This is a genomic window from Pelagibacterium lentulum (genome assembly GCF_003992625.1).
GTDB lineage: Bacteria > Pseudomonadota > Alphaproteobacteria > Rhizobiales > Devosiaceae > Pelagibacterium > Pelagibacterium lentulum.
Map to the genome: position 1 here is coordinate 1,643 of NZ_RZMW01000047.1, position 17,655 is coordinate 19,297.

16 protein-coding genes and 1 pseudogene are annotated in these 17,655 nt (G+C 60.8%); 11 read left to right on the forward strand and 6 right to left on the reverse strand.

Translation table 11 applies throughout. The annotated features are described in order from the left end of the window. Window positions 1–271: pseudogene (locus tag EO133_RS20640) on the forward strand (glutaredoxin); the annotation flags it as partial. Window positions 272–913: 642 nt separating this feature from the next. Here the strand turns inward: EO133_RS20640 and EO133_RS18420 are convergent. The 5 genes from EO133_RS18420 to EO133_RS18440 all read right to left on the reverse strand — a co-directional run bounded on the left by EO133_RS18420 (window position 914) and on the right by EO133_RS18440 (window position 7,338). Further along, window positions 914–2,704, reverse strand: a complete 1,791-nt coding sequence (locus tag EO133_RS18420; RefSeq protein ID WP_127074118.1) for an SLC13 family permease — start codon at window positions 2,702–2,704, stop codon at window positions 914–916. Between the two features lie 76 nt (window positions 2,705–2,780). Further along, window positions 2,781–3,467, reverse strand: coding sequence for an exopolysaccharide biosynthesis protein (locus tag EO133_RS18425; protein ID WP_127074119.1), 687 nt, complete (start codon window positions 3,465–3,467; stop codon window positions 2,781–2,783). A gap of 78 nt (window positions 3,468–3,545) precedes the next feature. Next, on the reverse strand, window positions 3,546–6,002 hold the full coding sequence (gene secD / locus EO133_RS18430; RefSeq protein WP_127074120.1) for a protein translocase subunit SecD: 2,457 nt from the start codon (window positions 6,000–6,002) through the stop codon (window positions 3,546–3,548). Between the two features lie 89 nt (window positions 6,003–6,091). Further along, complete coding sequence (locus EO133_RS18435) at window positions 6,092–6,379, reverse strand: hypothetical protein (RefSeq protein WP_127074121.1); 288 nt, start codon at window positions 6,377–6,379, stop codon at window positions 6,092–6,094. Between the two features lie 38 nt (window positions 6,380–6,417). Next, window positions 6,418–7,338: a calcium/sodium antiporter gene (locus tag EO133_RS18440; RefSeq protein WP_127074122.1), complete on the reverse strand. Its 921-nt coding sequence runs from the start codon at window positions 7,336–7,338 to the stop codon at window positions 6,418–6,420. 388 nt (window positions 7,339–7,726) lie between these two features. On the opposite strand from EO133_RS18440, the gene EO133_RS18445 reads away from it, so the two are divergent. Further along, the gene (locus tag EO133_RS18445) at window positions 7,727–9,106 is read left to right on the forward strand and encodes a hemolysin family protein (RefSeq protein ID WP_206513549.1); all 1,380 of its coding nucleotides are present in this window, start codon (window positions 7,727–7,729) and stop codon (window positions 9,104–9,106) included. Further along, complete coding sequence (locus tag EO133_RS18450; RefSeq protein ID WP_127074123.1) at window positions 9,103–10,140, forward strand: CNNM domain-containing protein; 1,038 nt, start codon at window positions 9,103–9,105, stop codon at window positions 10,138–10,140. Before EO133_RS18445 ends, EO133_RS18450 begins: the two co-directional genes overlap by 4 nt. 58 nt (window positions 10,141–10,198) lie before the next feature. Here the strand turns inward: EO133_RS18450 and EO133_RS18455 are convergent, their stop codons facing one another. Beyond that, window positions 10,199–10,498, reverse strand: a complete 300-nt coding sequence (locus EO133_RS18455; RefSeq protein ID WP_127074124.1) for a hypothetical protein — start codon at window positions 10,496–10,498, stop codon at window positions 10,199–10,201. A 319-nt stretch (window positions 10,499–10,817) separates the two neighbouring features. Between EO133_RS18455 and EO133_RS18460 the strand changes: the two genes are divergently transcribed. The 8 genes from EO133_RS18460 (at window position 10,818) to EO133_RS18495 (ending at window position 17,422) form a co-directional block, all read left to right on the forward strand. Continuing rightward, window positions 10,818–11,642 (forward strand): undecaprenyl-diphosphate phosphatase, encoded by an 825-nt coding sequence (locus EO133_RS18460; protein WP_282569574.1) that lies wholly within the window; start codon window positions 10,818–10,820, stop codon window positions 11,640–11,642. A gap of 229 nt (window positions 11,643–11,871) precedes the next feature. Further along, a complete protein-coding gene (locus EO133_RS18465; RefSeq protein ID WP_244640804.1) occupies window positions 11,872–12,798 on the forward strand; it encodes a LysR family transcriptional regulator in 927 nt (308 codons plus the stop codon). Window positions 12,799–12,900: 102 nt separating this feature from the next. Then, window positions 12,901–13,533, forward strand: coding sequence for an NADPH-dependent F420 reductase (locus EO133_RS18470; protein ID WP_127074126.1), 633 nt, complete (start codon window positions 12,901–12,903; stop codon window positions 13,531–13,533). A 25-nt stretch (window positions 13,534–13,558) separates the two neighbouring features. Next, window positions 13,559–14,002, forward strand: coding sequence for a DoxX family protein (locus EO133_RS18475; protein ID WP_127074127.1), 444 nt, complete (start codon window positions 13,559–13,561; stop codon window positions 14,000–14,002). 117 nt (window positions 14,003–14,119) lie between these two features. Then, window positions 14,120–14,902: a (S)-acetoin forming diacetyl reductase gene (locus tag EO133_RS18480; protein ID WP_127074128.1), complete on the forward strand. Its 783-nt coding sequence runs from the start codon at window positions 14,120–14,122 to the stop codon at window positions 14,900–14,902. A 117-nt stretch (window positions 14,903–15,019) separates the two neighbouring features. Continuing rightward, window positions 15,020–15,883, forward strand: coding sequence for a VOC family protein (locus EO133_RS18485; protein WP_127074129.1), 864 nt, complete (start codon window positions 15,020–15,022; stop codon window positions 15,881–15,883). A 10-nt stretch (window positions 15,884–15,893) separates the two neighbouring features. Then, window positions 15,894–16,865 (forward strand): glutathione S-transferase family protein, encoded by a 972-nt coding sequence (locus EO133_RS18490; RefSeq protein WP_127074130.1) that lies wholly within the window; start codon window positions 15,894–15,896, stop codon window positions 16,863–16,865. Continuing rightward, window positions 16,862–17,422: an alpha/beta hydrolase family protein gene (locus EO133_RS18495; RefSeq protein WP_127074131.1), complete on the forward strand. Its 561-nt coding sequence runs from the start codon at window positions 16,862–16,864 to the stop codon at window positions 17,420–17,422. Before EO133_RS18490 ends, EO133_RS18495 begins: the two co-directional genes overlap by 4 nt. Window positions 17,423–17,655: the final 233 nt, after the last annotated feature.

A 17,655-nucleotide genomic window follows, 5' to 3' on the forward strand; every position in this document is an offset into this window, starting at 1 on the left:
CTTCGCCGAAACGCTTGCGGGCCTCTTGATGCTGGCCGGCGCGCTCATGTGGCTCTCTGTCCCTCTCGCGTTGTTCATCGGCTCGGTTGGCGCCGCTTCGGTGTTCAAGGCCGTCTATATCGATAGGCGAGAGCTTAAGTGCGCCTGCGTGGGGGGCGGCTCGAACGTACCGCTTGGCTTCGTCTCGCTGACCGAGAACCTCATGATGATCGCGATGGCCGTCTGGATGGTTGCCAAGCCTATTTTCATTTCAGGCGTCGTAGGACATTGAGAAGAATGACCGGGATCGATGTTGCTCAAATGACCGCATCTGGCGCCGAGAGACGACAAAAGGCTGCAATGGCCCTCCTTGTGTGAGGCCTAGCATTCGTCGTCCTGTTTATCTTTGATGCCGTGTTGGGCCTTCCAACAGCCGCGAATTTGGCATTGGCGTTGCTGCTTGCTGTACCTTGTGGCGCGACAACATGGGCAATTGCGATAAGATGTATAGAAGTGGAAGCAGCCTTAAAGGAATAGGCCTCACAAATGGGTGCGTCGGGAAATTCGGAACAAACCTATAGGAAGCTCTAGGGGCGCGCTTCGTTCGAAATATGTTATTGGGTGTCAGGGTGCGAGCGGAGCTCACATTTCCATGCCTTCACTGCGGACCGGGTCAATGTTGACGACCACTTTCAGGACGCTTGGTTGTTGGTTGGCGTGGCTAAGAAGGTGGACCAGATTTGGCTTGCTTAGGTAAGCCTCTGGTTTGCGGGTTCTCGGGCGGAGGAACTGGGAATCAGACCCAACCTTCGTCACATCATAAAATGCTGGTTTGGAACGTGATATTTTAACGCCGGTACCGCTTCAAAGTCAGATATCTCTCACCTCGCCACCATCTCCTGATCCGACCAGTATGTCAGCTGTACTCTTCGGTCTACCCTGCAAGCGGCCAGATCAGCGGGATAACTAGCACAGTCGCTACGCCAATGATTAAGTTCATCGGCGCACCGATCCTCACGAAGTCGAGGAACCGATATCCACCAGCACTATAGACGAGCGTATTTGTCTGATACCCGATCGGCGTCGCAAAGCTTGCGCTCGCACCGAACATCACCGCGACAATGAAGGGTCGCGGGTCTAGGCCAAGCTGCACGGCAACGCCCGCAGCGATTGGTGCCATGAGGACGGCGACGGCATTGTTGGTCACCAGCTCAGTCAGGATTGAGGTCAGGGCATAGACCAGGACAAGCGCTACGATCGGATGTGTGGTCGCAAGCAGAGGCGATACCCCGCCGACGATCAGCGTGAGAGCCCCGGACTGCTGTAGCGCGCTCCCCAAGGTCAACATGGACACGATCAATAGCAGCAGACGGCCGTCGATGGCTCCGATCCCCTCGTCAGCATCGATGCACTTCGTCAGAAACACAATCGCAACCCCGACCAAGGCCAGCGTCAGGATCGGTGCGACGTTCAGCGCAGCCAGCGCCACCACGGCCGCCATTGTGCCAAGGGCAACAGGTGCTTTCGAACGGCGGAAGGCACGCGAGACAACTGGCGACAGCATGATCAGGCGCTCTTCATCGACGAGGCGCGCAATGTCGTCCAGGGTGCCGTTGAGCAGCAGGGTATCGCCGACATCAAGGCGCTGCACCGAAAGGCGCATGTCAAGCGCCGTACCATTTCGGTGCAGCGCGATCGGATAGACGCCGAAGCGGCGACGCCAGTGCAGCCGACCGATCATCCTGTGGAGTGCACGGGTGTTCGGACCAACCAGAACCTCGACCACCGACGTGCGTCGGACTGTCGACGGCTCTGTACCAGCGATCGCTTTGCCCGCTACCGCGCCATCGCGAAACCCCATGAGCTCCGCCTCCCGGGTTGCGAGCACCACGATGTCCCCCACCTGGAGGCCAGTCTCGCCCAGCGTCTGCCGGTAAGAAACATCCCCCCGAACAAGATCGATCACCCGGCTGCCACCATTCTGGAAATCACCAATCTTCAAGGGTGGCGTACCGATCAGTGGCGATCCGGCAGGAATGAACAGTTCGACCAACCATCTGCGCTGATCCCGATCAGGGAGACTGGATCCGGCAGTCGTTCGGATCGGCAGGAAGCGCGGCGCCGCAACTGCAAGAAAGGCCGCACCGATCACGGCAACGACGATTCCGAGAGGCGCAATTTCGAAGATTCCGAAGGGTGCCAGTCCAAGATCCCGGGCGACCCCGTCAACCAAAAGGTTGGTGGATGTTCCGATGAGCGAACAGGTTCCACCGAGGATGACCATATAGGACAAAGGGATCAGCAGGTGAGAGGTTGCAATCTTCATCTCGCGCGCCAGCGTAATCACGACCGGGATCAGCACCATGACAACCGGCGTGTTGTTCATGAAGGCCGAAGCGACGGCAGCAGAGCCGAAGAACAAGCCTATCGTCAGCTTCGGATGCGTCGAGGAATATCGGCCAAGGACGCCGCCCACGGTCTCGAGAACGCCTGTTCTGACCAGAGCTGCGCTCAGTACGAACATTGCCCCGATGGTCGCGGGCGCCGGATTGGCGATCGATGCAAGGACGTCTTCGGGTCCGACAAGTCCGATCGCGATCGCTGTGACTGCGCCGCAGAACGCAACGATTTCCGGCGGCTGGATTTCCAGCGCGAAGGCAATGAAAACCCCGAGGAGCAGCAAGATCGCAGCATAGGGAGCCAGAACGATCAGATCGAGTGGCATGGGACAGTCTCACTTCGCGCGCATGTGCCTTCAGGATACTGCAATCGAGGGGCGCATGGGAATCGGCTTGTGGGATTCATGATAGAATGACCGATTGAAGGATGACTATGGCACCCTTAACGAGGCCAACAACGACTCCTGAGACGACCCCAAGCCCGGCAACCCCAATCAGTCCCCCCACAATCGCCGCGACCCCGTCGCGCTCGAGAACTGCCAGCGCCATGATCGCGATGGCCAAGGCAGGAAGGTTGTTGCCGAACGGGATCGGCAGAAACAGGACCACGGCGAGCACGAAAGCAAACAGGCCTATGACCTGCTTGCCGCGTCGGTTTGTCAGCCAGACCAGCCGCGGACTGACCAGACGTTCAACGCGTCGGATCGAGGGCAGAACGCGCTGCAGTATTCTGGCGAAATCGGCTGGCCGAAAAGACCGGTTGTGCATGACCTGGGGAAGCCACGGCTGGGAATGTCCGCACATCAATTGCCAGCACAGAAAGAGCAACGGTGCGCCGAGCACGGCCGAAATTCCAGGGATTGCGATGGGCAGAGCGACGGGCACCGCAAAGATAAAGAGCAGCGCCCCAAAGGCACGGTTTCCGAAGCCTTCGATCAGATGGCCTATTGAGATGCGCTGGTCGGGTGTGGTGGGGGCGTCTACGATGCCCTGAAGAATGTCAGACAATCTTCCCAGTTTAAGAGCGCCGTCCGGACCCCGTGCGTTCTGGGCCAGGGAAAGATCGTGGGCCTTGTTTTTGGTGAGCATGATCTATCTCAATGGAGGAAAATTTGGGCGCAATTCGCTACTGCGCCGGGAGAGGCTTTGCTCCCGGCGCCGGCTCGCTTAACCTGCTTGCTGCAACGGGTGTACACGCGGGGTCCGGCCAGCCAGCCACGCCAGTACTGGCCCCGACACGAACAACGACGATCCCGTCGCGATCAATACGCCCGCGATCATCGGCCAGGCGAACCCGGCTACGGCCGGCCCACCCCAGATGGCCATAGGCAGCAGCGCCGCCAGTGTCGTGGCGGAGGTGAAGATGCAGCGCCCCAGAACCTGGTTGAGGCTGCGGTCGATCACGACAGCCAGTGGTTCATTGCCCCCGCCGCTGCGCAGATGCTCGCGGATGCGGTCATAGACCACGACCTTATCGTTCACCGAATAGCCGATGAGTGTCAGCAAGGCGACGATGGTGGTCAGGTTCACCTCCCACCCGGTCACCGCGATGACGCCGAAGGTTTTGGTGATGTCGAGAAACAGTACCGCAATGGCCCCGACCGCGAAGTGCCACTCGAACCGAACCCAGATGTAGGTCAGCATGGCCAGCACCGCGAGGGACAGGGCGATCAGTCCCGTCGTGGCAAGCTCGCCGCTGACGGTAGGGCCGACAAGATCGATCTGGTCGAAAATAGTGCCAGGTACGACTTGCGCCGCCGCCGCTTCTACCGCGGCGACCGTGGCCTGTCCTGCCTCGCCCTGCACGCGGATCAGCGCCTCGGTCGGATCGCCAAAAGCCTGCAAGCTGGCGTCCCCTGGCACCTCTGCCGCGAGGGCTGCGCGCAGCTCAGCCAAGGGAATGGGCGCATCAGATCGCATCACCATCTGCACCCCGCCAGTGAAGTCTATGCCGAGGTTCGGGCCTGGCACCACCAGCGCCCCTACCGCCCCCAACGACAACGTCGCCGAGATCGCCAGCGCCAGCCGGCCGCGCCGCATGAACGAGAATGTGCTGGGCAAGGGCACCCTGCCGATCAGCGGAGCGATGGCCATTGGGATACGTCTGCGGCGGCGGACTAGAGCCTCCATCATCATCCGCATCAGTACCACAGCGGTGAACATCGAGACCAGGATGCCTATGGTCATAGTGACTGCAAAACCGCGTATCGCACCAGCGCCGAACATGAACAACAGCACCATCGCAAGAAGAGTGGTGATGTTGGCGTCAAGGATCGTAGACCAGGCCCGCGCATAGCCCTGAATCAGCGCCATGACGGCACTGGCACCTTTCACCGTTTCCTCACGGATGCGGCTGAAGATCAGGATGTTGCTGTCTACCGCGATACCAAGGCACAGGATGATCCCCGCGATGCCCGGAAGCGTCAGCGTGGCGCCGAGCAGGCCAAGAACCGTCAACGTCAACATGACGTTAAGCGCCAGAACGGCGCTGGCAAGCAGACCCCAGCCTCCGTAAAGCCCCACCATCATCGCCACGACCAATGCCAGGCCTACGGCACCGGCAATGAGCCCGGCCTTGATGGAATCCGCTCCGAGCGCGGCGCCGACGCTGCGTTCCTCGATCACACTGAGCGAGGCGGGTAGCGCCCCCGAGGTCAGCAAGACCGCCAGCGTCTGTGCTTGCTCCGCGGTGAACTCACCCGTGATCTGGCCTTGACCGCCGGAAATAGCGGTCTGGATCACCGGGGCTGTCAGCACCTCACCATCCAGAACGACAGCAAAGCGCTGGCCGATGTTGGCCGCCGTGATCTCGGCAAACGTGGTGCCACCTTGCCGATCAAAGGCGAAGGTGACCATGGGCCGCCCGGAGTCCGGGTCGAAGGCCGCGGCCGCCCGGTCCAGCCGGTCGCCCGACAACGCCACGCGATCCTCAACGGGGACACTGCCACTGCCGTCTCGCATCTCCAGCATTGTCACACCGGGCCCGGGACCGGGAGCGACCATTTGGAAGCTCATCTTTGCCGTCGAGCCCAGAAGTTCGCGTAGCTGGCCCGGGTTCTCCACGCCGGGCATCTGAACGAGGATGCGATCGTCGCCCACCCGGCTGATCACCGGTTCGGAGACACCGACCTGATCGACCCGGTGGCGGATCACCTCAAGGCTGCTGTCGGCAGCGGTGGTGGCGGCACGGTCAAGCCCGGCCTCGGTCAGCACCAGCCGCAGCACGCCATCGGACAGGTCCACGGTGAAGTCGGCCGGGCCACCAGGCAACGCAGTCGCGGCGGCGACGTCCTGCAAGGTGGAAAAGAGCGCGTCGTCTGCTGGGGCCGAAAGGGCCTGTCCTTCTGTGCGGATTGCGCCAGGGCTGAGGTTTCGGGTGCTCATCTCAGTGGCAAGGGTTTCGCGCAATTCCTGCAAACGCGATCGCGCAAGATCTTCACGGTTCACAGCGAGCAGCAAATGCGCACCGCCTTGCAGATCAAGGCCGAGTGAAACAGTCTGGCTGGTCGCCCAGTCGGGCAAGGAGCTGCGGACGCTCAAAGGGAGAAAGTTCGGGAGAGCCGTCGCTACTGCGAGAAGCAGCAGGACGATATAGGTCATCACGACCCATGCTGGTCGGTGCATATCGGTATCCTTTGGTTGCCTGAGAGTTCTGTCTGACGGAAAGCGTCAGGCGGCAGGCGGACCCCGGACCGGGGGCAGGATACGGATTGCTACAGGGAGATGTGACAGGTGCCGCGCAGGCGACATCCTGCCGCAACGAAAAGCTGTCTAGTCTGGTCGGCAGCGCCGGGCACCGTAGTGTCCGGCAAATCCTCGTCGGGAAGTTGCCCGCGCAGCAGATGCCGCTGCACAGAGAGGTTGCCCTGAGCCTGCTCGACCTTGCTTTGGGCAACTGGACCGGCATGCGGCAGCGTCCCGTCCGCAGGGCTCTGTGGTACGCCAAATAGCGCGAGGGCAAGCACGAGAAGGAGCTGCGACAGGATCGCGCGCGGTCTCATCGCACCCTGTCCAGCCTCACCTTGACATGGCGCGCGTGTCATCCCTGAGCTGCCCAAATATAGGCCACATAGCCAGCCAGCATCGCCACGCCAACTCCTCGCCCGATCACCGGACGGGCCAGCAGCAGTGCGGTCAGGACCAGCGAGACGGCAATCATCACGGGCAGATCGAAGGTCAGGAACCGCGACGTCACCGGGATCGGCGCGATCAGCGCGGTCAAACCCAGAATGCCGAGCACGTTGAAGATGTTCGAGCCGACGATATTGCCGATGGCGATCTCGGACTGCCGGCGGAAGGCTGCGATCAGCGAGGTGGCAAGCTCGGGCAAGGAGGTGCCGACAGCGACAATCGTGAGACCGATGAATGCCTCCGAGATGCCATAGCCGCGGGCGATGTTCACTGCGCCATCCACAAGCAACCGCGCACCTCCCATCAGGGCGACCAACCCGACAATGATCCACAGGGTCGAGACGAGCGCAGATGCAGGTGCAGGCACGCCGACCTCATCGGTCACCACTTCTCCCGGCTGTCGGTAAGCCCAGACAAGGTAAGCCATTAGACCCGCGACCAGAACCAGTCCGGCGGGTCGCCCCAACTGTCCCATGGCAAAGACCGGCACCAGAACCAGCGCCGCCGCCATCATCACGGCCGTGTCGCGACGCAGCGTCGCGCCCATCACCCTGATCGGCCAGACCAGCGCCGACAGGCCGATGATCAGCAGGATATTGGCAATGTTGGATCCGACGATATTGCCGAGCGCGATATCGGGCACGCCGCGCCAGGCCGCATCGACTGACACCAACAACTCAGGCGTCGAGGTGCCGAAGCCAACGACAGTCAGACCGATCAGCAGCGGCGGGATCGCCATCCGCCGGGCAATGCCCACGCTTCCTCTAACAAGAGCCTCGCCGCCCAAGAACAGGCCGATCAATCCGGCAAGGATGTAAAAATAATCCACGTCGACGGTCCTTGCCGGCGGTTCGTTTCGGCCGCAGCAAGATATGTGTGTTCCATGGGCAGTCCACAAGTCACTGCCCGATCTTAAATCGTAATCGGAGAAAACTGGAAGGTTATTGGGAGCGCTCTGCAATTGCGGTATTTCACCAAGGAATCCCTTGGTCGCACGCGAATCTTCTCGAGCCACCGTGCAATGGTTGGTTGATTCTTGGCCAGGGGTTAGGATATGCCATGGGCGAGCAATGCGGACCCGGTTCGGAATGAGACCTTGACGATGCTGCATTCTCTCATTATATGCAAATCGTTTGCAACTAGGAAAGTGCCGCACGCGCTGTGGACCAAATCATAGGACTTTCTGCTTCCGAACGGACCCGTTCGCCGACGGCAGCATGATAATCGAGCCACTTCTTCTTTTCCTGGTCGGCGTTCTCGTGATCCTGGCGATTATTGCGGCAAACGGCTATTTCGTTGCCCAAGAATTCGCCTACATGGCGGTCAACCGCACACGGCTCGCGGCAAGAGCTGCCGAAGGCGACTTGTCGGCGAAACGCGCTCTGGCTGTCACGCAGCGCACCAGTTTCATGTTGTCGGGAGCACAGCTCGGCATCACCGTTACCGGCTTGCTGGTGGGCTATGTAGCTGAGCCGCTTGTCGGGAACTCGCTCGGCATACTGCTGGGCGGAGCAGGCATTCCGACCGAGGTGGGGGTGGGTGTCGGTACGTTAATGGCGCTGGTGGCGGCCACCATCATTCAGATGATTTTTGGCGAATTGTATCCAAAGAACCTGGCAATCGCCAACCCTGAACCGCTTTCGCGCGGGCTTGCCCGCTCAACCTTGCTCTATATGACGGTGTTTGGTTGGCTCATCAGCTTTTTTGACAAATCCGCAAATCTGCTGCTGCGCGCGCTGCGTATCGAGCCGGTCCACGATCTCGACGTTAGCGCGTCGGCAGACGACCTCCCCCGCATCATTGCCGAGTCTCGCGAAAGCGGAGATTTGCCCATCGAGCTAGCGCTCATGATGGATCGCATGCTGGACTTTCCCGACCGCGACGTCGAGCACGCCATGGTGCCTCGATCGCAGGTGGATTGGGTAAAGCCCGAAACCACACTCCAGGAACTATTGGAATTCATGGCGCGTGCTCACACGCGATATCCGGTAATCGACGAAGAGGATGCACCCGTGGGTGTCGTGCACCTCGCAGATGTACTTGAGCGCCTTTCCAACGGGAATACCAGTGATACCGTTGCTTCGATAATGAGGCCTGCTGTGGTCATCCCCACATTGATGCGGTTGCCTGATGCCCTCAACGAGCTGGTAGGCACGACCAGTCAGCTCGCATGCGTTATCGACGAATATGGTGGCTTCGCCGGCGTGCTCACCATCGAAGACCTTGCCATGGAAATTGTCGGTGAAATCACCGACGAGTACGACGATGAAATCGGCGACTCTGTCATCCCGCAGGGCGACGGCGTCTGGATGATGGATGGTGACGTCCATCTGGACGAGGTTGAACGCGCTATCGGATTTGACTTGCCGCGCGGTGATGCCGAAACGGTGGCAGGAATGCTTATTGCTGAACTGGGAGCGTTGCCAACAGAAGGCGATACAGTGACTGTCGTGTTGCCCCTGGACCCCTCCGAGATCGTTTCGGCCAATCCGATGCGACGCCGGATCGAGGTTGATGTTCTGCGCGTAGAACGACACGTGCCGACCGAGGTACGCGTAAGACTGGTCGAGGCTTTGACGCCGGAGGCCAAGCAATGACCGATCCGGCAATTATTATCCTTGTGACCATCGCTCTGATCGCCCTGAGCGGGTTTTTCGTCATCATCGAGTTTGCGTTGCTGGGAGCACGACGGCAACGCCTCGAAGAGCTTGCCGTCACGAGCCGCTCAGCTCGCGCCGCGTTGCGCGGAATGAATGATCTGACCCTGATGCTCGCCGGAGCGCAACTGGGCATTACCGCCTGCACATTTGCGTTGGGTGCGGTGACCAAGCCAGCCGTTGATGCCTGGCTGGGTCCCGCGTTCATTATCTGGGGCATGCCAGACTGGGCTGCCGGCGGCACGGCATTTGCACTGTCGCTCTTTGTGGTCACCTTTCTGCATCTTGTCGTTGGCGAGATGGCACCCAAATCCTGGGCCATTGCACACCCGGAGACCTCTGCCCTGGCCATTGGTGTAATCTCGCGCGCCTATATCTGGCCACTGCGACAGCTGTTGGTTCAGGTCAATCGAATTGCGAACCGGCTGGTGAAGGCCAGCGGCGTCGAGCCCGTGGAGAGCGCGGCCGTAGGCGGCCAGGACATCGCGACCATTCGGCAGCTGGTCGAGCACTCGGCGAAGGTTGGCAAACTCTCGCCACACCTGCAGCAACAGATCTCGGGGCTCATCGACCTAGGCACTATACCGGTAAGTGCGCTTGTAGCGCAGGGAGCCGACCTGACCGATGTTGGACCCCAGGCAACCGTCGGAGACGTGCGATCGACTGCGCTGCGTTCTGGACATATGCGTATCCCGATGTTTGGCGTGGATCAGTCTCCCTCTTTGGTTGTGCACGTGCGCGATACGCTGTTGTCGCCCGACGACAGGCCAGCAATCGAGATCGCCAGACCCGCTTTCATGCTATCTGCACAAACCCCCGTTTACGAAGCGCTCTCCAGTATGCGAGCGGCGAGCGTGCAGCTCGCGGTTGTATTGGACGGCTCGGCAACTCTTGGGGTCGTTACTCTGGCCGACATTCTCAGGCATGTGCTTCCAGCAAGTGTGGCTGCCCTGCAGTCACCCGCGGAGCTCTGATCTGCATAACAAGTCTGGCAAGTGTAACCGTTCGTCCGGTTAGCGAGACGGAGCAGGCTCAAACGATTAGGGCGAAAATCAGCCAAAGAAGAGCGATTGCGCGGGTGATCTCTCTATGGAGCGGCTTGCTCGTTGCCGAGGCCCTCCAGACCGCAACCAGAATGAAACCGCTGTATGGCCAATTCACCAGATAGGCCATAACAATCAACCACGTGGGAGCATTGTTGAGGCTCAAGGCTACGATTAGTGCAAAGCTCAGCAGCATCAAACACGATCCGATGAAGATCATGTCGCGCCAGAATACCACCGAGAGGGAGACTGTACCGGCAAGTCGCGCGGTGAAATACGATGTTACCACTGCGGCCGCACTAGAATCACTCTAAGTTTTGTACTTGTCACTGAGGAGGGATAGCGCTCTTTATGGTCAGCCAATGGCGTACCTAATAGTCCAGCCGATTGGACTGACGTGGTCTATCACGTTGAGGGCTGTTGCCTCAAGCACCTAAGCTGGTCTTCTCTGCGGTCTATGCCGGGGCAGGGGAAGGAAAGACCGGCCCGAACACGACTTTTGCGAGCATAAGGGATGCATCTGTATTGGCGCGCACTTGCTGACGTGCAATATGGTCAACCTTCTTCATTGCCGAGCCACTCATCACATGATCTGGACTTATCTGCTTATGCTTTCCGTAGTGCAGGGCGTGACGGAATTCCTGCCAGTCAGTTCCTCGGCGCATCTGATCCTGGCGCGCGATCTGTTTGCCGCCCTCGGTGTGCCGATGTGGGAGGGAAGTCAGGCCGACGAACTGGCGCTCGACATCGCGCTGCATGTGGGCTCACTCGGCGCCATCCTGCTTTATTTCTGGCGCGATTTGGCGCAGCTTTTTGTCGGGCTGGCCGATGCCGTGCGGCTGAAGGGAACTGCCGCCTCGCGCATGCTGGTACTTCTGGTTTCCGCCACCCTGCCGATCCTCGTCGTCGGTTTCCTGATAAAGGACGTGGTCACCTTCATGTTGCGCTCGGCCGAGATTATCGCCTGGACCACGATCATCTTCGGGCTGCTTCTCTACGTCGCGGACCGCCGACCTGAGCGCGAGGACGATATCGGGCAGATGAACTTCCGCCAGGTGATCGTGATCGGCCTTGCCCAGTGCTTGGCGCTGATCCCCGGCGTTAGCCGCTCCGGCATCGCCATGACGGCGGGCCGCATCGTCGGCCTCGACCGGCAGCTTTCGGCGCGTTTTGCGCTGCTCCTTTCGCTGCCAACCATCGCCGGCGCGGGCCTGCTGGGCACAATCGACCTTTATCGTGCCGGCGACGCCCGCCTGACGGGTGAGGCGCTGATGGGCGGGTTCTTGGCCTTCATCGCGGCATGGATCGCAGTGGTGCTGTTGATGAACTGGTTGAAGCGCTTTTCTTATACGCCCTTCGTGTTCTACCGGCTGGCGCTCGGCTTTTTTCTCCTAGTGCTCATCTATGGCTTTGGTTGGTCGCCGGGCTCGTAAGTTTGGCTACGCGCATTCCGCTCACATCGAGTGCTTGCATCACCACGCCGAGACGGCAGCGCTGCAGTCATGGGTCTCATGGTCGAGTTTCAGCTCAGGCGCCGTTCACGTGGCGCCGCATAAAATCGTTCTGACCAACAGACAGTCGACCGCGCCAACCGATGCATTGTTTCTGTATCGATGCTAAACTTGAGGGAACACTGCCCGTTTCTTCCACAAGGACCTGCAATTGGACCGGCTCGACTGTGACCGCATGTTTGTCGCCGTAATGGAGACGGGAAGCTTTACCGCTGCCGCCGAGCGGCTTGCAACAAGCTCGGGGCAGGCTTCCAAACTCGTCTCCCGCCTCGAAACCGAATTGGGTGTGCGCCTGCTCAATCGCACCACACGCTCGATATCGCCGACCGAGGCCGGCAAGGCGTATTTCGACCGTCTGCGGCTGCTGCTTGAGGAATATGACCATCTCGATGTGTCGGTCCGCGACGTTTCCCAAACGCCACGAGGCAGGCTTCGCCTCACCGCACCGCTTTCCTTCGGTGTGATCGAGCTCACCCCCGCGCTCAACGATTTTGCGCTGCGCTATCCCGAGATCGAGCTCGATGTAAGCTTTTCGGACCGGGTCACCAATCTTGTTGACGAAGGCTTTGACATGGCCATCCGCATCGGACGGCCTGCGGATTCCAGTCTGGTGGCGCGTAAGCTCTGCGATGTGCGCATTGTGGTGGTCGGCGCCTCTTCCTACATCGATCGGATGGGTGAGCCTGGCTCGCCGGACGAGCTGATAAAGCACACCTGCGTCATCGATACCAACTTTCGCGAGCCTGACCGCTGGCCATTTCGCTCCCCGACCGGAGACGTCGTGATGGCCCAGGTGGCCGGGCGCATGCGCTATTCGAATGCCGAGGCGTGTTTGCGCGCGGCAGAGGCCGGACTGGGTCTTGCTTTTGTTCCGAGCTTTGTGGCTGGGGCATCCGTTCGGGAAGGCGGTGTCCGTCGCCTCTTGCAGGAATTCGAGACCACACCTTTTCTCGTTCACGCGCTCTACCCCCACAGTCGGCATTTGGCAGCCAAGGTGCGCGTGCTCGTTGACTTTCTTGCCGAGCGCTACCGGGGCATCCCCCATTGGGAACGCGACTGGATACCATTCCTTCCATAACGGATGCGATCATCTTCCATTTGACCCGATTATCATTTGGGAGCAATGAGGCCATCTTCTTCTGGACGACGACGCAGATGCGTCCCAACCAGGAGAACCAACATGAACATTTCCATTCTCGGCACCGGCAATATGGCCAGCGGTCTTGCCGTCCTTTTCGCAAAGAGCGGTCATCAGGTGACCCTCGCCTCACGCGACCCTTCAAAGGCGCGTTCGGTTGCAACCGAGCTCGGCAATAGGATCCAGGCCGGCGATTTCGCCACTGCTTCAGACAATGCCGACATCATCGTTCTGGCCGTTCCGTTTGACGCGGCAGACGAGGTCATCAAGGCCGCTGGCGGTCTTGCCGGCAAGATTGTCATCGACATCACCAACCCGATGACCGCCGACTTTTCCGGCCTGACGGTGGGCCACACAACCAGCGCTGCCGAAGAGATCCAAAAGCTCGCGCCTTCTGCCAAAGTGGTCAAGGCCTTCAACACAGTCTTTGCGTCGGTCCTCCAGAACGGCGGCAAGGTCAACGGACAGCCAGCCACTGTGTTTGTGGCCGGTGACGATGCCGATGCCCGCAATCAGATTGTCGCCCTTGCCCAAAGCGCGGGCCTTAACACTCTGGACACCGGCGCTCTCGCTTCGGCTCGCTATCTCGAGCCCGTTGCCGGTCTTAACATTGCCCTTGGCTATGGGCTTGGTCACGGCACCGACATCGCTCCCACCTGGCAGCGTGCTGCCTGATCTGTTCGATCAAAGGACCAATGCAATGACATACACAACCGCCCATGAACCTGCCCGGCCATCCATTTTCGCCGGGATAGCCAACGCCGATCTGGCCGCCACGCTCCTGCGCATCTCGATGGGTGTCCTGTTTCTCGCCCATGCCGGTCTCAAGATTTTTGTCTTCACACCGGCAGGCACCGCGGGTTACTTCGCCAGCCTGGGGTTGCCCGAACCACTCGCCTATCTCGTCATCGCTGCTGAACTCCTTGGTGGGATCGCCCTGATAGCGGGCTTTTATACGCGCTGGGTGTCCCTGGCGCTGGTGCCGATCCTTTTGGGCTCGATCTATGCCCCGCATGGGGCCGCCGGGTTCTTCTTTTCCAACGAAGGCGGGGGCTGGGAGTTTCCCGCGTTCTGGGCAATCGCACTGATTGTCCAGGCCCTTCTGGGTGACGGCGCCTACGCTCTCAAGCGCAAGCGCGGTTGACCCGAACTTCGGCCGCGGGGATTGCTCCGCGGCCACAGACGAGCGACGCGGTCTCAGAGGAACCTCTCGACGGCTAGCCGATTGGCTTGGTGAACCCGAACACTCAGGAGAAAGAACATGAACAAGATTTCCGAAAAGGTCGCCTTCATAACGGGTGCTGGTCAGGGTATCGGCGAAGCGATCGCCCTGCGCCTGGCGGAGGACGGTTTCGCGATTGCCGTTGCCGACATGAACACGACGTCGGCCCAGTCCGTGGCCGACAAGATCGTGGCGGCTGGGGGCAAGGCCACAGTGGTCGAGGTCAATGTTGCCGACCGCGATTCCGTCTTTGCGGCCGTCGACAAGGCGGCGGACGAACTGGGCGGCCTCGACGTCGTGGTCAACAACGCTGGCGTCGCCCCGATCACCCCGATCGAGGACATCACCCTTGAGACCTATCGTCGTGCCTTCGACATCAATGTCGGTGGCGTGTTGTGGGGCATCCAGGCTGCGGTCAAGACCTTCAAGGCACTGGGCCACGGCGGCAAGATTATCAGCGCGACCTCACAGGCAGGTCACGTCGGAAACCCCGAACTGGCGGTCTATTCCGGGACCAAGTTCGCGGTGCGCGGCATCACCCAGAGCGCGGCGCGAGACCTTGCGGGGCTTGGGATCACCGTCAACGCCTACGCGCCAGGGATCGTGAACACGCCGATGATGCAGAAGGTCGCTCAGGACGTCGCCGACAATGCCGGTGAATCGTTCGACTGGGGCATGGAGCAGTTCGCCAAGAACATCACGCTCAAGCGCATGTCCGAAGCCAGCGACGTCGCGGCAGTCGTTTCGTTCCTCGCCGGTCCTGACTCCGATTACATCACGGGCCAATCCATTGTCGTAGACGGCGGCATGGTCTTCAATTGAGCCGAAGGCACTCTGTGCCGCTCGATGACGGCAAATCAGGGCGTGACTGGCTTCCTTTCCTCCAGGAAGGAGGCCGGCACCTCCCTTCCTCCACAGATTTCAGAAAGGACGGCGGCGATGACGACCGTGACTGAATTCTTCGACATGCACGCTGCGCCCATGCGGATTGGCACGGTCCAGCTCAAGGTCCGGGATCTCGATCGGGTGGCAACTTTCTACACATCGGCTCTCGGCCTTCTTCGGCTATCATCTTCCGATGGGCGCGTCACGCTCGGTACGGCCACAGCGCCGCTGCTGGAGCTGCTGGGCGACCCGACGCTGGCGCCGAACGACCGGCGGCAGGCGGGCCTCTTCCACACCGCATTCCTGATGCCCTCACGCGCCGACCTGGCCCGCTGGCTGGCTCATGCGGTGGCGACGCGCGTGCCGCTTCATGGCGCGTCGGACCACATCGTCAGCGAGGCGATTTATCTCGCGGATCCTGAAGGCAATGGCATCGAGGTCTATGTCGACCGCCCGATCTCCCGCTGGCATGGTCCAGCCGGCGAAATCCGGATGTCGACCGATCCACTCGACACGCAGGCACTCTTGGAGGCCGCTGAGGGAACGGCATGGGCTGGCTTTCCGCAGGACGGCATGATCGGCCACGTCCACCTTCAGGTCGGCGACACGGCGGAAGCTGATCGCTTTTACTCGGGTGTGCTCGGCCTCGACATTGCAACGCGTTATCCCGGCGCGAGCTTTTACGGCAGCGGCGGCTATCACCACCAGCTTGCCGGCAATGTCTGGAACAGCCGTGGTGCCGACAAGCGCTCGGAGGGAACGGCTGGCCTCGACGCCGTCGAAATCATTGTCCGCGACGCCGCCGACCTTACGACCATCGCCGCGCGCGCCGAAACCGCCGGCATCGAAATCAGCAAAGACGATGATGGCCTGACCCTCCACGACCCGTGGGGCACGGCCATCACGCTAGCGAAATGAGACTACGACAATGCTCATGAATGGAAAATGGGTGGCCGACTGGCAGCCTGTGCAAGCAAAGGACGAGAAGGGCGGCTTCGTCCGCCAGACGTCGAGCTTTCGCAACTGGGTTACCCCGGATGGCAGTGCCGGACCGACCGGCGACGGCGGCTTCGCGGCTGAGCGAGACCGCTATCACCTCTACGTCGCGCTGATCTGCCCGTGGGCCTCGCGCACCCTCATCGGGCGCAAGCTCAAGAAGCTCGAGGACGTGGTTTCTGTGTCGGTGGTCGAGCCGGCGCTGACGGATGAGGGCTGGCGCTTCGGCGACTATCCTGGCTCGGACCACGACAAGCTGAACGGCGCCACCCATCTGCACGAGATCTACACCCGCGCCGATCCCGCCACCTCGGGCCGGGCGACAGTGCCGGTCCTGTGGGACAAGAAGCGCGGCACCATCGTCAACAACGAGTCGGCAGACATTTTGCGGATGCTCAATTCGAGCTTCGGCGAGCTGGCCGATGACACATTCGATCTCTATCCCGAGAACCTGCGCGAGGAGATCGACGCACTGAACGCCCGTGTCTATCCGAAGCTCAACAACGGCGTCTACCGCGCTGGCTTCGCCACCACGCAGGTCGCTTATAAAGAGGCCTTCAACGACGTCTTCACCATGCTCGACGAGCTCGAGCACCGTCTCGGTGATGGCTGCGGCTACCTGTTTGGTGATCAGCTAACGGAGGCGGACGTCCGGCTGTTCGTGACGTTGGTGCGCTTCGACGTGGCCTACCATGCCCTCTTCAAATGCAATCTGCGGCGCATCTCCGACTATCCCGCTCTCAGCGCTTACCAGGCGCGCATCCTCGCCATACCTGGCGTGCGGGAGACCGTCAGCATCGACCATATCAAGCGCGGCTACTACTCGATCAAGGCGCTGAACCCCACCGGCATTGTGCCAGTCGGGCCGGAGCTGCCGGTAGCCCTCATGGACACCGCGAAATGAGCCCGAAGCGCATCATCTTTCTCCACGGCGTCGGGGCCAGTGGCGCGTCGCTGCGCCCGCTGGGCGATCAGCTTGCCCCCGATTTCGACATGCACTTTCCCGATGGGCCGCAGGCCTTCGACATGGGGCCGGGGCGGCAGTGGTTCTCGGTCAAGGGTGTGACGGAAGCCGATCGGCCGGGCCGCGTGGAAAAGGCGCTGCCAGCCTTTACCCACATCATCGAAGACTTTGGCGATCCACGTGAGTCCCTGCTGGTCGGGTTTTCGCAGGGCGCGATCATGGCATTGCACGCTGTCGCCGCCGGGATGCCGGCCGCAGGGGTCCTCGCCCTGTCCGGACGTCTCGCGGGGCCCGTTGCCGCGCGCAAGGAATGGCCGCCGATCGCTCTGCTGCACGGTACAGCCGATCCAGTGATGCCGCCAGAAATTGCGCGTGCCACCGATGCGTGGCTTCGCTCGGCAGGCGCAAAGCCGCATCTGCAGCTGTTCGACGGGCTGGGCCACGGGATTGATGATCGAGTTCTCGTAGCCATTCGACGGATCATCGAGGCGGCTTGAAGCATTGTCGGCTCCTGCCAGCAATGGGAGCGGGCTGATATCCGTCTTCGTGCGGTCTCACGCCGTTCAAGCGGACGTGTGGTGCGGCCAGACTGTGTCGGGTTCCAGCAGAACCGAGTTCAAGGTCGATAAGGCTCTATCCCAACAAGACTGTCCCGAAAGGTCCCGCCCGGAAATTGGACGCGCTGGGAAGCGGCGACTTTCATGAAGCCACCAGGGACTTTGGAACGACG

Coding starts and splice junctions, on each gene's coding strand:
- EO133_RS18420 (WP_127074118.1), bottom strand. CDS start 2,704: ATGCCACTCGATCTGATCGTTCTGGCTCCCTATGCTGCGATCTTGCTG.
- EO133_RS18425 (WP_127074119.1), bottom strand. CDS start 3,467: ATGCTCACCAAAAACAAGGCCCACGATCTTTCCCTGGCCCAGAACGCA.
- secD (WP_127074120.1), bottom strand. CDS start 6,002: ATGCACCGACCAGCATGGGTCGTGATGACCTATATCGTCCTGCTGCTT.
- EO133_RS18435 (WP_127074121.1), bottom strand. CDS start 6,379: ATGAGACCGCGCGCGATCCTGTCGCAGCTCCTTCTCGTGCTTGCCCTC.
- EO133_RS18445 (WP_206513549.1), top strand. CDS start 7,727: ATGATAATCGAGCCACTTCTTCTTTTCCTGGTCGGCGTTCTCGTGATC.
- EO133_RS18450 (WP_127074123.1), top strand. CDS start 9,103: ATGACCGATCCGGCAATTATTATCCTTGTGACCATCGCTCTGATCGCC.
- EO133_RS18460 (WP_282569574.1), top strand. CDS start 10,818: ATGCTTTCCGTAGTGCAGGGCGTGACGGAATTCCTGCCAGTCAGTTCC.
- EO133_RS18470 (WP_127074126.1), top strand. CDS start 12,901: ATGAACATTTCCATTCTCGGCACCGGCAATATGGCCAGCGGTCTTGCC.
- EO133_RS18475 (WP_127074127.1), top strand. CDS start 13,559: ATGACATACACAACCGCCCATGAACCTGCCCGGCCATCCATTTTCGCC.
- EO133_RS18480 (WP_127074128.1), top strand. CDS start 14,120: ATGAACAAGATTTCCGAAAAGGTCGCCTTCATAACGGGTGCTGGTCAG.
- EO133_RS18485 (WP_127074129.1), top strand. CDS start 15,020: ATGACGACCGTGACTGAATTCTTCGACATGCACGCTGCGCCCATGCGG.
- EO133_RS18490 (WP_127074130.1), top strand. CDS start 15,894: ATGCTCATGAATGGAAAATGGGTGGCCGACTGGCAGCCTGTGCAAGCA.
- EO133_RS18495 (WP_127074131.1), top strand. CDS start 16,862: ATGAGCCCGAAGCGCATCATCTTTCTCCACGGCGTCGGGGCCAGTGGC.